Here is a 13748-nt window from a genome sequence, read left to right as displayed (position 1 = left end):
GGCGGTGCTTCTGGAGAAGGCTGTACCCCGGCCCGGGCCCGTGCCGACGCTTCGGGACGAACTCGGGACAATGGAACGGCCGTACGGGCCCTCAGCTGCGGGAACATCCTTGGCATGGAACGGAACTCCGGGACGGGGAGATCGGCCGAGGCGCAGGCGTTCGCCCGGTCGATGAGGGAACTGAAGGAGCGCGCAGGGCGGAGCTACGGAGCTCTCGCGCGGGTCCTCCACACGAGCACGTCGACCTTGCACCGGTACTGCAGCGGTGAGGCGCTGCCGGCGGAGTTCGTGGTGGTCGACCGCTTCGCCCGGGCCTGCGGGGCGACACCGGCGGAGGCGGTGGAACTGCACCGGGCCTGGCTGCTGGCGGACGCACGGCGGCGGGCGGTGGTGGAAGCGCCGCCGGTGGCAGCGCTGCCGGTGGACGTGGGGGACCGGGAGGCGGTGGCTGCGGATCCGGTTCTTCCGGCGGCTCTGGCGGCTCCGGCGTCTCCGGCTGCTTCGTCGGCTCCGGTTGTCCGGGCTGTTCAGGATGCGCCGGATGCGCCCGCGCCTCCCCGGGCCGGGCGCCGCCTGATGCTCGCCGGGGTGGCGGCGGCCGCGGTCGTGGCCCTCGCGGTAGGCGTCTGGTGGTTTCCGCAGACGGGCCGGGACGGCCGGGCGCCCCAGGCCGGACCGACGGCGGCGACCACGGGCACGCCCACGGGCGGCGCCGAGGGGACGGGCCCGGCGGCCGACCCGACGGCGCCGGAGACCGGGCCGGAGGCCACGCCGGGAGCACCGGCCGCTCCCGCACCGACGCGGGCGGAGACCGGCACGGCGACGGGAGCGCCGACCGGGCCCGCGGCAACGGGTGGCCCCGCCCCGGCGGCCCAGCCCCTGAGGGCGTCCGTACGGTCGCACGTGTGGGCGGCGGGCTGCGATCACGCGTACCTCGCCGCGCCTGCGCCCTCGGCGGTGCCCCCGCCACCGGTGGAGGCGGACGCGCCCGCGTGGGCGGCGGGGCGCCGGGCCGTCCACGCGGGGACGCAGATCGTGGAGGTCACCCTGCTGGGCAAGGGGCCGGACCCGGTGGTCCTGGAGGCTCTGGAGGTACGGGTGGCGGGGCGGCGGGCCCCGCTGGCGTGGAACGTGTACGAGATGTCGCAGGGCTGCGGCGGAGGGCTCACCCCGGCCGGGTTCACGGTCAACCTGGACGCTCCGCGCCCGCTGGCCCGGCCGGCGGCCGGCAACGACCAGGGGGAGAAGATCGAGGCCCCCGCTTTCCCGATGCGGGTCTCGGCCGCCGAACCGGCCGTCCTGCGGGTGGTGGCGAGCAGCACCGGATGCGATTGCGACTGGTACCTGGACCTCCGCTGGAGCGGCCCCACCGGTTCCGGCACCCTCCGCCTGGACGAGTCCGGCCGCCCCTGGCGGCTCTCCGCCGTCGCCCCCAACCGCTCGGTCTACGGCTACGCCCACGAACAGTCCCGCTGGATCCGCTAGCCCGCCGACCTGCTGACCCGCTGACCCGCGTTCCCGAAGCTCCGGGAAATGCGCAGCTCAGCGGCATTGTCAGTGGTCCCGCCTAGACTCGGCGGCAGACGGGATCCGTCTGACCGCGAGGGTGCCGACGCAGACCGTGTCGACCGGGAACGCCGCGGGGAGCGCGAGAGGGGGACACGATGGCAGCCATGCCGACGACGCGGTACGCGGCGGCGCAGGCGACCGTGCCGGTTTCCGCGCTGCCGCGCCATGCCGCCGTGTTCCTGCCGGCCGCCGTGCCCCGCGAGAGCCGCATCGCGTTCTGGGCCCCAGACGGGGACGCCCTGCCCGCCGAAGGCGTCCCGGGCACGCTCCAGGTGGTCCGTCCGCACGGCGAGGGCGTCCGTACCCGCACGGTGCCCGCCGTCATGCTGACGGTCACCGCCGCCCTGCCCGTGCTCGTGCGCGCCGTCCGCGGGCACGGCACGCATCCCGCGACCCGCGCCTGGGGGACCGCCGCCGTCCAGGCGCTGTCCCTGGTCGCGCGGGGCCGGCTGCTGCCCGGGCTGACCCCCGAAGGGGTGGACGCCTGGCGGGCCGGGCCCCTGGACGCCGCCGACATCGCGCACCTGCGCGCGGTGGCCGCCGCCCTGCCCCACGAGGGATACGCCACCCCGCTCGCCGGACGCCGACCGCTCCACCTGCCCGAACCGGAGGCGCTGGTCAGGGCCTTCCTCGACGCCGTCGCCGACGGTCTGCCCCGGACCCCCGCGGCGCCCTTCGCCGCGGGCCGGCCGTTCGCGGCCCGGGAGCCGCAGCAGGTACCGGGGATACGGGACTGGGCCGCGCAGGTCGCCTCGGGCGCGGACACCGGGGTCGGGATCTCGCTCCGCCTCGACCTGTCCTCCTTCCGCCTCTTCGACGAGGCCGAGAGCGGGATCGATCCGGAGGAAGACGTGCGCCGTGCCGGGGCCGCCGTCGTCCAGGTCCACAGCCTCGCCGACCCGACCCTGGTCACGGATGCCGCGATGCTCTGGGCGGGCGCCGCCGCGGCCGGCTTCGGACCCCGTGCCCGGATCGACGCCGTCCTCGCGCTGCGCCGGGCGGCCCGGGTCTGGCCGCCGCTGCTGCGGCTGCTGGACCAGCCCGTCCCCGATGTCCTGGCCCTCTCGGACCCCGAGCTCGAAGACCTGCTGGGCCGGGCCGCGACCCGGCTGGCGGAGGCCGGAGTCCTGGTCCACTGGCCGCGCGAGCTGGCTCGTACGCTCAGCGCGACCGCGGTCGTACGGTCCACCGCGCCCGGTTCCGCCACCGACGGCACCGCGTTCTTCGACGCCGAGCACCTCTTCGCCTTCTCCTGGGAGCTGGCGCTCGGCGGCGACCGGCTCACCCCGGGGGAGATGGACGCGCTCGCGCAGGCCCACCGGCCCGTGGTGCGGCTGCGCGACCAGTGGGTGCGGGTCGATCCGGAGCTGGTGCGCAAGGCGCGCAAGCGGGAGCTGGGCCTGCTGGATCCGGTCGACGCGCTGGCGGCCGTCCTGACGGGCACGGCCGAGGTGGCGGGGGAGCCGGTGGCCGCGGTCCCCGTGGGGGCGCTGGCCGCCCTGCGGGACCGGCTGACCGGGGAGCTGGCCCCGCTGCCCCAGCCGGCCGGCCTCAAGGCCACCCTGCGCGACTACCAGGCCCGCGGCCTGGCCTGGCTGGACCTCATGACCTCGCTCGGACTCGGCGGCTGCCTCGCCGACGACATGGGCCTGGGCAAGACCGTCACCCTCATCGCGCTCCACCTGCACCGCGACCGCCCCGAGCCGACGCTGGTGGTCTGCCCGGCCTCGCTGCTGGGCAACTGGCAGCGGGAGATCGAGAGGTTCGCCCCCGGTACGCCCGTGCGCCGCTACCACGGCGCCGGCCGCAGCCTCGAAGGCCTGGCCGGCCCCTCCGCCGGGGGCGAATCCGCCGGGAGCCGGCCCGTCGGGGGATTCGTCCTCACCACGTACGGGACCATGCGCGCGGGAGCGGCCCGGCTGGCCGAACAGCCCTGGGGCATGGTCGTCGCCGACGAGGCCCAGCACGTGAAGAATCCGCACTCGGCGACCGCGAAGGCGCTGCGCACGATCCCGGCGCCCGCGCGGGTGGCGCTGACCGGCACCCCGGTGGAGAACAACCTCTCCGAGCTGTGGGCGCTCCTCGACTGGACCACGCCCGGACTGCTCGGCCCGCTCACCGCGTTCCGGGCCCGGCACGCCCGGCCCGTGGAGCACCAGACGGAGGAGGACGGGGGCAACGCGGCCGCGGTCGCCCGACTGGCCGCGCTGGTCCGGCCGTTCCTGCTGCGGCGCAAGAAGTCCGATCCCGGGATCGCGCCCGAACTGCCGCCGAAGACGGAGACCGACCACCCCGTGTCCCTCACCCGCGAGCAGGCCTCCCTCTACCAGGCGGCGGTCGACGAGGCGATGGCCGTGATCGGCGCGAGCGAGGGCATCGAGCGGCGCGGCATGATCATGAAGCTGCTGGCCTCGCTGAAGCAGATCTGCAACCACCCCGCCCAGTATTTGAAAGAGGACGAGCCCCGGATCGCGCACCGTTCCGGGAAACTGGCCCTGCTCGACGAGCTGCTCGACACGATCCTGGCCGAGGGCGGCTCGGTGCTGGTGTTCACGCAGTACGTGACGATGGCCCGCATCATCGAGCGCCACCTCACGGCGCGCGGGATCTCCCACCAACTGCTGCACGGCGGCACGCCCGTGCCGCGCCGCGAGGAGCTCGTGGACCGCTTCCAGGCGGGCGAGGTCCCCGTGTTCCTGCTGTCCCTCAAGGCGGCGGGCACCGGCCTCAACCTGACCCGCGCCGGGCACGTCATCCACTACGACCGCTGGTGGAACCCGGCCGTCGAGGAACAGGCCACCGACCGCGCCTACCGCATCGGCCAGACCCAGCCCGTCCAGGTCCACCGCATCATCGCCGAAGGCACCGTCGAAGACCGCATCGCCGAAATGCTGGAGGCCAAGCGGGCGCTGGCCGACGCCGTCCTCGGCTCCGGGGAGACGGCGCTGACCGAGCTCACCGACCGCGAGCTGGCCGACCTCGTCTCCCTGCGCAGGCCCGCATGATCACCGCGCGCGACGACCGCCGCCGCACCTTCGAGACCGTGCCGCCGGGGGTGGAGGCCGTCAGCTGGTGGGGCCGGGCCTGGGTGTCCGCCCTGGAGACGGTGGCCCGCGACGGAGCCCGCCTGGCCCGGGGCCGGACGTACGCCGCCGAGGGCCACGTCGACGCCGTCACCATCACCCCGGGCCGGATCGTGGCCTACGTACGGGGCAGCCGGCCGCGGCCGTACCGTACCGAACTGTCCCTGCCCGCCCTCTCGGACTCCGAGTGGAGCGAGCTGCTGGAAGCGGTGGTGGCCGATCCGACGGCGCTCGCCGCGCTGCTGGAGCGCGAGGTTCCGGAGTCCCTCTCCGAGTCGGTCCTGCCCGGTGCGGGAGAGCTCGTGCCGCGCTGCTCCTGCCCGGACGTCGCGCGTCCGCCCTGCAAGCACGCCGCGGCCCTGTGCTACCGCGCGGCCCGCCTCCTGGACGCCGATCCCTTCGTCCTGCTCCTGCTGCGCGGCCGCGGTGAGCGGGAGCTGCTGGAGGAGCTCACCCGGCGCAACGCCGCCCAAGCCGCACGCGAACAGCCCGACGGGACACCGGACTTCCCCGGTGTTCCGGCCCGTGCCGCGCTCGTCCGCACCGTGCTGCCGCCGCTGCCCGCCCCGCTGGCGGCGCCCTCCGCGGTCGGGCTGCCACCGGCGTATCCGGCCGACCCGGCGGCCCCGGACCCGCTCGCCCTGGACCAGCTCGCCGGGGACGCGGCCGCCCGCGCCCTGGCACTGCTGCGCACCGGCGAGGATCCGATGGCCGGGCTGAGCCGCTGGCAGGACGCCGTCCGGCTGGCCTCGGCCCACCCCACGGCCGGGCTCACCGGAGCCGCCCGCACGCTCTACCGCGAGCTGGCCCGCGCCACGGGGCGCAGCACCACCGACCTGGCCCGGGGGGCGGCCGCCTGGCGGCAGGGCGGTCTGCCCGGGCTGCTCGCCCTCGAAGAGCCCTGGGATCCGCCCGCGGGCCCCTTCGACCGGGCCCGCCCGGCCCTCCTCGCCGCCGCCCAGGGCTCGTTCCGCCCGGACCGCAACCGGCTCACGGGCTCCTACCAGCAGCTCCGGCTCGGCCGGGACGCCCTCTGGTACTCCTACGAGAACCGCCTGGGGGACGACGACTGGTGGCCCACGGGCCGCGCCCCCTCCCCGGACCCGGTCACGGCCCTGCTGGGCTGAGCCCGGCGGCCCAGCGTTCGAGGGTGGCGAAGTCCTGCGGGCGCAGGCCGTGGCGGGGGTGGATGCGCAGGAGCAGGGCCGGGGCAGGGTGGTGGGCGGCGACCCAGGCGCGGTCCCGGGGCGTGATCAGGTCGTCGACCCAGGCGAAGGGCCGGCCGGCCGCCCACTCCAGGAGGGGGCGGGTCTTCCAGAACAGGCCGTCGGGGTCGCGGGTGAAGGGTTCCGGCCAATCGATGACAGGAAGATCAGCGGGTAGTCCGATGCGCGGGGAGATCAGCGTGTTGGCCTCGTGGGTCCAGGCGGTGGCCCAGGCGAGTTCGTAGGGCAGGGCCAGCAGCCGGGCACCGTGGGCCGGGTGCAGGCGCACCCGCAGGCCGCGCCTGGCACTGCGGGATTCCGGTTCGCGGTAGGACAGCCAGATGCTCGGACGCATCCGGTGGCTGGTGTACCCGCGGAGCCCGGCGAGCCGGGACCGGAAGGGGTTGAGGGGGCCGTCCACGTCGAGGAGGAGCAGCGGGCGAGTCATGAAGTAGGGATTACCCAGTACACGATGGAGTGAAATGCCTACCGGCGCTATAACCCAAATGGGGTTACAGCGTTGTTTCCGGTACGGGTGCACAGCCCGTGGACCCTTCCGGAAGGCAGGAAATCTGATGCGTCACAGTCGTCGGAATGGCTTGATCGCGGCGGTGGTTGCGGGGGGTGGACTCGCGGTCGCGGGTGCGGGCGGCTTCGCCTACGCCGACGCGGAGGCGGGCGGGCAGGCCGTGCGGTCGCCGGGGGTGCTGTCGGGGAACCTGCTGCAACTGCCGGTGCACGCCCCGGTGAACGCGTGCGGGAACACCGTGAGCGTGGTCGGCGTCCTCAACTCGGCGACCGGGAACCGGTGTGTCAACGCCTCGCAGGGCGGGGGGAATCAGGGGCAGCCGGGCCATCCCGGGCCGCACTCCTCGCACCCGTCAAAACCCGGCGCCGGAAACGGTGCGGGGAACGGCGGCCAGAGCGGTCACGGCGGGCACGGCGGTGACGGCGCAGGCAGCGGCCACGCAGGGCCCGGCCGGGGTGCGGTCGCCGATGGGCGCGGAAAGGATTCTCCGGGGCTGCTGTCCGGCAACGGACTCCAGCTTCCCGTCGAGTTGCCGCTCAACATCAGCGGCAACTCGGTGAGCGTCGTGGGCATCGGCAATGCCTCCTCGGGCAACACCTCGGTCAACGGGCCGGCGCCCGTCGTCGACAAGCCCGTTCAGCCGCCCGTCCTGCCGCCCGTAGCCGTACGGCCGGTCACCCCGCCGGCCCCGCCGCGCAACCACCCCGCGGCGCTCGCGCACACCGGGGCCGAGGGAGCCGGCTACCTGCTGTCCGGCGGCGGCGCGATGCTGCTCGGCGGGGTGCTGCTCTACCGCCGGTTCCGGCTCAACTAGCCCGCGCGGACGCGTCGTACGGGCCGGACGCGTCGTACGGGCCGGACGTGTCGGACGTGTCGGAGGCCGTCCGCCAGCCGTCCAGGATCGCGTCGATCCGGGGTGCCAGCCGGGCCCGGGCCGCGAACCGGGGCACGCCCCCCATCAGCAGGGAGTCGTACTCGGTGTCGAGGTGCCGCACGGCCGCCCGTACCGCCGCGTACACGGCCGGCGGGTCCAGGGCCCGGCCGGCCGCGCTGCGCCCCACCCGGCCGCTGCCGCGCACCGAGGCGTGCGCGGCGATGGCCCGGGCCCGGCCGGAGGGGCACCCGGGGAACAGGCGCAGGATCTCCGCGGCGAAGGCGGCCGTGAACCGGGTGTCCTCGGCCGCCCGGCGCAGCCGGTCGCGCTCCCGGCGCCGGGCCCGCGCCTCGGCGTCCGCGAGGCAGGCCCGCTCGGCCCGGGCCAGCGCGGCGTCCTCGACGAGGATCCCCATGCGCTCGTAGCGCCGACGGCGCCGGTGGAAGCGGACCACGACGGCCGACAGCGAACTGGCCTCGTGGGCCCGGCGGGTCAGGGCGGTGTCGCCGCGCGGCAGGTAGACGAGATGTCCGAGTTCGGCGCAGTCCAGGCAGCGGGGCACGCCCGCCTCGCGGACGAGGCGGCGCAGCGGCCCCTGCCTGCAGTCCGCGCAGTGGATCTGCTTCGTCGACTCGAAAACGACCAGACTCATGCCGAAGTGATACCGCCGTTCCGGCCGTATATCACCTTGTAGGAGCGGGTAGTTGTGGTTTCACAGACTCTTCCCTGACCTCATGGTGTCCTCCTACCGTGGGTCGAGTGGGCCGCAGCCGGCCCATGGAGGAGGGGAAACATGGCTGGACGGCAGGCGACGGCCGGGCGCCCGAGGACTGCGGGCCGGCGTCCGAAAGCGGAGGTGGCCTCCGATCTCGTGATGAGGGAGGTCGCGATAGAGCCCGGTGGCTGCACGGGCTGGCACTACCACCGCGTCCCGCTGATGGCGGTGGTCAAGTCCGGCACGCTGACCCGGATCCTGCGCGACGGCACGGTCGAGGTGCACCACACCGGCACGAGCTTCGTCGAGCCCGCCGGCCGGCGCCACGTCCACCTCGGCCACAACCTCGGCACCGAGCGGGTCGTGCTCTGCGTGACCGCCGCCCTCGCCGAGGGCGACCCCTTCGCGCTGCCCGCCGAGGCCCCGCCGAGGGCCACACCCTGCGCGTGCCCCACGCGGACGCGGTGAGGGCCGGCGCAGGGACCCCGCCCCCGTGAACCGGGCCACCGCTCAGACGAGTCGGCGGATCTCCCCGCGCACGCGGTAGAAGCCACCGGCCGCCGGATGCAGGCCGTCCACCACGTACCGGGCTCCGGGCTCCCGGATCCCGCGCGGGAACTGCACGTTCCAGGAGGACTCGAACCCGCCCGACACCACCTGTACGCGCATCCGCTGGCCCTGCTGCACGCACTCGACGACCACACCGCCCGCGGGCACCGAGGCCACGGACACCGTCGCCACCGCGGCGGGGGTGGCGGCCGGGGTGAAGACGGGCAGGGCGGCCGCCGACTTCACGTCCACCGCCGTCGGGACCGATCCCTCCCGGGCGGCCGCGATCGCGGCCTCGCTCGCGTCCACGCACACCAGCGAACCGTCCGTGGTCACCAGGTACAGCCGCTCGTCCAGATACTGCATCGACAGTGCGGCCCCGCTGCCGGTACCCAGCTTCCACAGCCGCCGCCCGTCGGCGTCGAAGCAGTACACGGACGAGGCGAGGTCGCCGGCGAAGACGTGCCGGCCGTCCGGCGAGGTCGCGCACGAGTAGACCGCCGCGTCGCACCGGTACGTGGCCTCCAGGGCGCCCGTCGCCTTCGACAGCCGCTGCACGGTGTTGCGGCCGGTCCCCGCGTACACCGCGTGGTCCTCCTGCCAGCCGAACAGCACCGACCCGTCCGTCTGCGTGTGCCACAACTCCCGGCCGCCGTCCGGGGCGTAGGCCGTGACCCCCTTGCCGTGGCCGTGGTAGACCGCCCGCTCGTCCGCGCGCACCATCCACGCGTTCGGACCGGCCGAGCGCCGCGACCACTGGAACTCGTCCTCGTGGTCGATGACCGTCAGCCCGCCGTTGCGGTCGGACACGTTCAGCACGCCCTCGCGGATGTCCAGCCAGAAGATGTCCACGTCGGCCGCGATGTCGTACGCCCCGAACGGCACCTTCGAGGACAGGTCGTACACCGTGCCGTCGTCGCAGCCCGCGTAGATCCAGAACTCGTCCGCCACCAGGCACTTCACCCCGTCCGGCAGCTGGTACCGGGCGAGCACCTCGCCGTCGTGGCTCACGGTGTAGACGTCTCCGGCCTGGTTGCCGACCCAGCAGCGGTCCTCGTCCACGTGGATCCCGAAGGCGGAGGACCCCGTACGGAACCGCCACAGCACCGGGGCCGCGGCGCGCGCGGTGGACGGGGTGGAGGTCACCTGGCGGCGCGTCACCGACCGGGCGGCGCGGCCTCCCCGCACCGCCGGGGCGTACCCCTTGCGGACCTTCTCCCCGACCTTCTTGGCGGCCGCCGCCCGCGCCTTCTCGATGCTCGGGAAGGAGGAGCTCTGCAGCTGGCCGTCCGCTCCGATGCGGCCGTACCGCACCGAGACGGAGGTCCCGTCGACGGTGACCTCGTAGAACTTGTGGGCACCGCCGTCCTCCTGGGACAGCTCCAGATACGTCGTCTCCCGAGCCATGACAGACCCCTCCCCAAGGCCGGGCCGCCGGCCCCTGTGCGCCGGTGATCCCTCCTGAAAAACGTTAGGGGCCACCACTGACAATGGGCTGGTGCAGCTGGAAGCGATCACATGGCAGCGGATGGCCGAGCGGCTCGCCGGTCACCTCGACGACGAAGCGCAGGGCGAAGCGGAGGACGACGGGAAGGACCAGGGGAAGGACGACGGGAAGGGCGGCGGGAAGGCCGGCGGCGACGCCGGGACCGGCCCGGAGGGTCGATGGCGCCGGGTGGGCATCGACGGGGCGCCCGCCGCCCGTACCGGCGTGCTCGCCGGGGAGCTCGCCGACGCGCTGCGCCTGCGCGGGCGTTCGGTCCTGGTGGTGGCGGCCGAGGGCTTCCTGCGCCCGGCCTCCCTCCGCTTCGAGTTCGGCCGCGAGGACGTGGACTCCTACCTCGACGGCTGGTACGACACGGCGGCGCTCTGGCGGGAGGTCTTCGGCCCGACCGACCCCGGCGGCACCGGCCGGGTGCTGCCCGACCTCTGGGACCCGGTCACCGACCGGGCGACCCGCAGCCCCTACGCCGAACTCCCGCCCGGCGGCGTGCTGATCGTGCACGGCCCGCTGCTGCTGGGGCACTGGTTCCCCTTCGACCTCAGCGTCCACATCGGGCTCTCCCCGGGCGCCCTCGCCCGCCGCACCGAGGAGTCCGCCCGCTGGACCCTCCCCGCCTTCGCGCGCTACGAGGCCGAGACCGGCCCGGCGGACCGGGCCGACGCCCTGGTCCGGGCCGACGATCCGCGCCACCCGGCCTGGACGGGCCTGCGCTCCGGCCCCGCCGGCTGACGCCGGGGGCCGTCGCGCGCACTGCTGCGGACCCCCTCCGCGTCACGGAGGTACGGGAAACGCAACAGGGTGATTCCGGCACGGTGACGATCGGTTCCGGCCATCGCTCCGGCCGGAACCCGGCGCTACGTTGACGGCACGCTTCGACGGCGGCCACCCCGGTGGCGCCTTGGCAGAGGGAGAAGGCAATGCGCGGACACGGCACGGTGGTTCGGGACGCGAGACGGTTGCGCACCCAGGCGGCGCTCGCCGCGCTGGCCCTGTGCGGGACCCTGGCCCTCACGGCGTGCAACCGCGACGACGGGACGGGTGCGGCCGGCAGCCCCGCGAGCCCCTCCGCCGGCGCGACGGCCACCGGCAGCCCCTCCCCGTCGGCCTCGGCCCCGCCCTCCTCGGCCCCGTCCCCTTCGGCCCCGTCGAAGAAGCCCGCGCCCGGCTCCACTTCGAGCGCCACCCCGGCGGGCACGAAGAAGCCTCCGGCGCCCGGCTCCACCTGCGACCACAAGATGCCGATCTCGCCCGACGAGGTCGCCGTCTACCGCTACACCCCCGAGGGCGGGGTCCACAGCCTGATCATCAAGCACGGCAACTGGGGCTGCGCAGCCCCGGGCGCGGACGCGGCCCCCTTCGAGACCACCGGCAAGGAAACCTTCCTCAACATCGCCGACGACGCCAAGATCACGGCCGTCACCCCCGTCGTGGCGAGCACCGTGAGCCAGTCGATCACGCTCCAGCAGCTCATCGACTGGCTGATCGCCCACCCGAACCAGGGCCGCGTCTTCCGCTACCACCTCGACGGTGCGGGCGTCATCGACTCCCTCGACCAGCAGTACACCTCCTGACACCTCCTGATCCCGTTCCGTTTCCTACGGCCGTCCGCCCAGCCGGGTCACCGCCACCGCGGCCGCCCGGCAGCCGGCCCCCGCGGCCCAGGCCGAGCCCGCTCCCGCCAGCCGGGCCGCGAGGAAGGCGCCGGTGAAGGCGTCGCCGGCGCCCGTGGAATCCACCGCCTCGGCGCTCTCCGCCGCGACCTCGGCCGTCACCCGGCCGTCCTCGGCGATGAGCGCCCCGGCCCCGCCCCGGGTGACCACCACCAGCGGCACCCGCCGGCTCAGTTCCGCCGCCGCCCGCGCCACCGCGGCCGCCCGGGCCGGCCCTTGTGCCCCGTCCGCCCCCTGTGCCCCCGCGAGCAGCAGCGCCTCGTCCTCGTTCGGCAGCAGCACGCCGGCCCCCGCCGCGGCGGCCAGGAACCGCTGCGGGCCCAGCGCGGCCAGGAACCCCGCCGAGGCCGGGTCCACGCTCACCGGTACGTTCCGGGCGCGGGCGGCCCGTAGCGCGACCAGGGCCAGCTCCCGGCTCGCGTCGGTGAAGAACAGGTAGCCCGACAGGTGGAGATGGGCGACCCCGTCCAGGAGCCCGGGATCCCAGTCGGCGGGGGAGAGCCGCAGCGAGGCCCCGCTGTCGGTCAGGAAGGTCCGCTCGGCGTCGGCTCCGACCAGCGCGACCACCGTTCCGGTCGGCTCGGCGGGATCGACCACCAGCCTCGGCCGGACCCCCGCGTCGAGCAGCGCCCGCTCGTGCCACCCGGCCGAGTCGGCGCCGACCCGCGCGAGGAGGCGTACCTCCGGGGCGCCCGCACGGGCCGCCCAGCAGGCCGCGTTGGCCCCGGCGCCGCCCGGCAGGGTCCGGATCCGGGCCGGGGTGTCGGTACCCGGAGCCAGCGGCTCCCCGTGCACCGCCACGACGTCCGTCACCACGTCCCCGACGACCAGCAGGGCCCCCGGCCCGGGGGGAGCGGCCGGTGCCGCGGTCACGGCCGCGCCGCCCAGGCCCGGGCGATCCGGGCCCCGAGGCGCACGTTGCCCCGTACCGCCGCGAGGTTGGCCTCCAGGGAGGCGCCGCCCGTCGCGCGCACCAGGAACCCCAGCAGGAACGGTGTCACCGCCTGCCCCGTGATGCCCCGTTCCCGGCACTCCGACAGGGCCTCGGCCAGCACCCGGTCGTGGAGCTCCGGGTCGAGCTGGTGCTCGCGCGCCACGGGGTTGGCCACGAGCAGCGCCGACTCCGCACCGCCGAGGAGGTCCTGAGCGGCCATCACCGCCGCCACCTCCTCGGGCCGGTGGACCGTCCAGTCCACGGGTTCGCCGGAATCGGCCAGGTAGAACCCGGGGAAACGATCCGTCCCGAACCCGAGGACCGTCACCCCCAGCGTTTCCAGCCGCTGGAGCGTCGCGGGCACGTCCAGGATCGACTTCACCCCCGCGCACACGACCGTGATCCGGGTCCGCGCCAGCAGCGCGAGGTCCGCCGACTCGTCCTGCGACCGGGTCCAGTCACGGTGTACGCCGCCCAGCCCGCCGGTGGCGAACACCCGCAGCCCCGCCCGCGCGGCCAGGAAGGCCGTCGCCGAAACGGTCGTCGCACCCGTCGCCCCGGTGGCGAGGGCGGGGGCCAGATCCCGGTGGCCGAGCTTGCGCACGCCCTCGCCGCCCGCGATCCGCTCCAGCCGGGCCTTGTCCAGCCCGGCGTACGCCACCCCGTCGACGACCGCGACGGTCGCCGGAACGGCCCCCTCCGCCCGGACCAGCTCCTCCAGTTCCAGACCCACCGCCAGATTGCGGGGGCGGGGCAGACCGTGGGCGAGGATCGTCGACTCCAGGGCCACGACGGGCCGGCCGCGGTCGAGCGCCTCGCGCACCTCCTCGGACAGGACCGGGACCGGGAGCGCTCCGGTCGAGGGCGGCGGGGTGGGTGCGGATGCTGTGTGCTGTGACATGTCCCCATCCCTGGCACGCGATCCGGGACCCCAAACGCGCGGCCGCCGCACCGGCGTGAACCCGCCTGAGCCTTCAGGAGGCGCCCGCCTCCCGGAACCGTGCGCGCCGCCCTCGGCCGCTGCGCGGCACCGAGTCCCCTACCCGCCCTTCGCCCGTTCCCCGGGGCTGCGCCCCGGACCCCTGCTCCTCAAACGCCGGAGGCGCTGGATTTGGC

The 13748-nt window shown here is 75.3% G+C and carries 12 protein-coding genes; 7 read left to right on the top strand and 5 right to left on the bottom strand.

The features are described 5' to 3' along the window. Window positions 1–114: 114 nt before the first annotated feature. From ACFWNV_RS19615 to ACFWNV_RS19605, 3 genes are all read left to right on the top strand, one after another. Window positions 115–1485: a helix-turn-helix domain-containing protein gene (locus ACFWNV_RS19615; RefSeq protein WP_383948311.1), complete on the top strand. Its 1371-nt coding sequence runs from the start codon at window positions 115–117 to the stop codon at window positions 1483–1485. Window positions 1486–1673: 188 nt separating this feature from the next. Further along, a complete protein-coding gene (locus ACFWNV_RS19610) occupies window positions 1674–4574 on the top strand; it encodes a DEAD/DEAH box helicase (protein WP_383948308.1) in 2901 nt (966 codons plus the stop codon). Further along, window positions 4571–5779: an SWIM zinc finger family protein gene (locus ACFWNV_RS19605; RefSeq protein WP_383948306.1), complete on the top strand. Its 1209-nt coding sequence runs from the start codon at window positions 4571–4573 to the stop codon at window positions 5777–5779. The genes ACFWNV_RS19610 and ACFWNV_RS19605 overlap by 4 nt, the downstream gene beginning before the upstream one ends. On the opposite strand, the gene ACFWNV_RS19600 is transcribed toward ACFWNV_RS19605, so the two are convergent. Then, entirely contained in the window at window positions 5760–6305 is a 546-nt protein-coding gene (locus ACFWNV_RS19600; protein WP_383948303.1) for a hypothetical protein, read from the bottom strand. The two genes, ACFWNV_RS19605 and ACFWNV_RS19600, sit on opposite strands and share 20 nt — an antisense overlap. Before the next feature lie 163 nt (window positions 6306–6468). Between ACFWNV_RS19600 and ACFWNV_RS19595 the strand changes: the two genes are divergently transcribed. Next, window positions 6469–7200, top strand: a complete 732-nt coding sequence (locus tag ACFWNV_RS19595) for a chaplin (RefSeq protein ID WP_383948300.1) — start codon at window positions 6469–6471, stop codon at window positions 7198–7200. Here ACFWNV_RS19595 and ACFWNV_RS19590 read toward each other — a convergent pair. Further along, window positions 7193–7912, bottom strand: coding sequence for a DUF2293 domain-containing protein (locus tag ACFWNV_RS19590; RefSeq protein ID WP_383948297.1), 720 nt, complete (start codon window positions 7910–7912; stop codon window positions 7193–7195). The two genes, ACFWNV_RS19595 and ACFWNV_RS19590, sit on opposite strands and share 8 nt — an antisense overlap. A gap of 222 nt (window positions 7913–8134) precedes the next feature. On the opposite strand from ACFWNV_RS19590, the gene ACFWNV_RS19585 reads away from it, so the two are divergent. Next, a complete protein-coding gene (locus tag ACFWNV_RS19585) occupies window positions 8135–8443 on the top strand; it encodes a cupin domain-containing protein (RefSeq protein ID WP_383948294.1) in 309 nt (102 codons plus the stop codon). 42 nt (window positions 8444–8485) lie between these two features. Here the strand turns inward: ACFWNV_RS19585 and ACFWNV_RS19580 are convergent, their stop codons facing one another. Then, entirely contained in the window at window positions 8486–9931 is a 1446-nt protein-coding gene (locus ACFWNV_RS19580) for a WGR domain-containing protein (RefSeq protein WP_383948292.1), read from the bottom strand. Between the two features lie 91 nt (window positions 9932–10022). Between ACFWNV_RS19580 and ACFWNV_RS19575 the strand changes: the two genes are divergently transcribed. Together ACFWNV_RS19575 and ACFWNV_RS19570 are read left to right on the top strand one after the other, a co-directional pair. Beyond that, a complete protein-coding gene (locus ACFWNV_RS19575) occupies window positions 10023–10757 on the top strand; it encodes a uridine kinase (RefSeq protein WP_383948289.1) in 735 nt (244 codons plus the stop codon). Between the two features lie 188 nt (window positions 10758–10945). Further along, a complete protein-coding gene (locus ACFWNV_RS19570; RefSeq protein ID WP_383948286.1) occupies window positions 10946–11599 on the top strand; it encodes a hypothetical protein in 654 nt (217 codons plus the stop codon). A gap of 24 nt (window positions 11600–11623) precedes the next feature. On the opposite strand, the gene ACFWNV_RS19565 is transcribed toward ACFWNV_RS19570, so the two are convergent. Continuing rightward, entirely contained in the window at window positions 11624–12571 is a 948-nt protein-coding gene (locus ACFWNV_RS19565; RefSeq protein ID WP_383948283.1) for a carbohydrate kinase family protein, read from the bottom strand. After that, window positions 12568–13533, bottom strand: coding sequence for a pseudouridine-5'-phosphate glycosidase (locus ACFWNV_RS19560; protein ID WP_383948280.1), 966 nt, complete (start codon window positions 13531–13533; stop codon window positions 12568–12570). The genes ACFWNV_RS19565 and ACFWNV_RS19560 overlap by 4 nt, the downstream gene beginning before the upstream one ends. Between the last annotated feature and the right edge of the window lie 215 nt (window positions 13534–13748).

It is taken from the genome of Streptomyces sp. NPDC058401 (assembly GCF_042722885.1).
In the GTDB taxonomy this organism is placed as follows: Bacteria; Actinomycetota; Actinomycetes; order Streptomycetales; family Streptomycetaceae; genus Streptomyces.
Note: the sequence above shows the minus strand (reverse complement) of the source record. Positions and strands in the feature narration are given on the sequence as shown.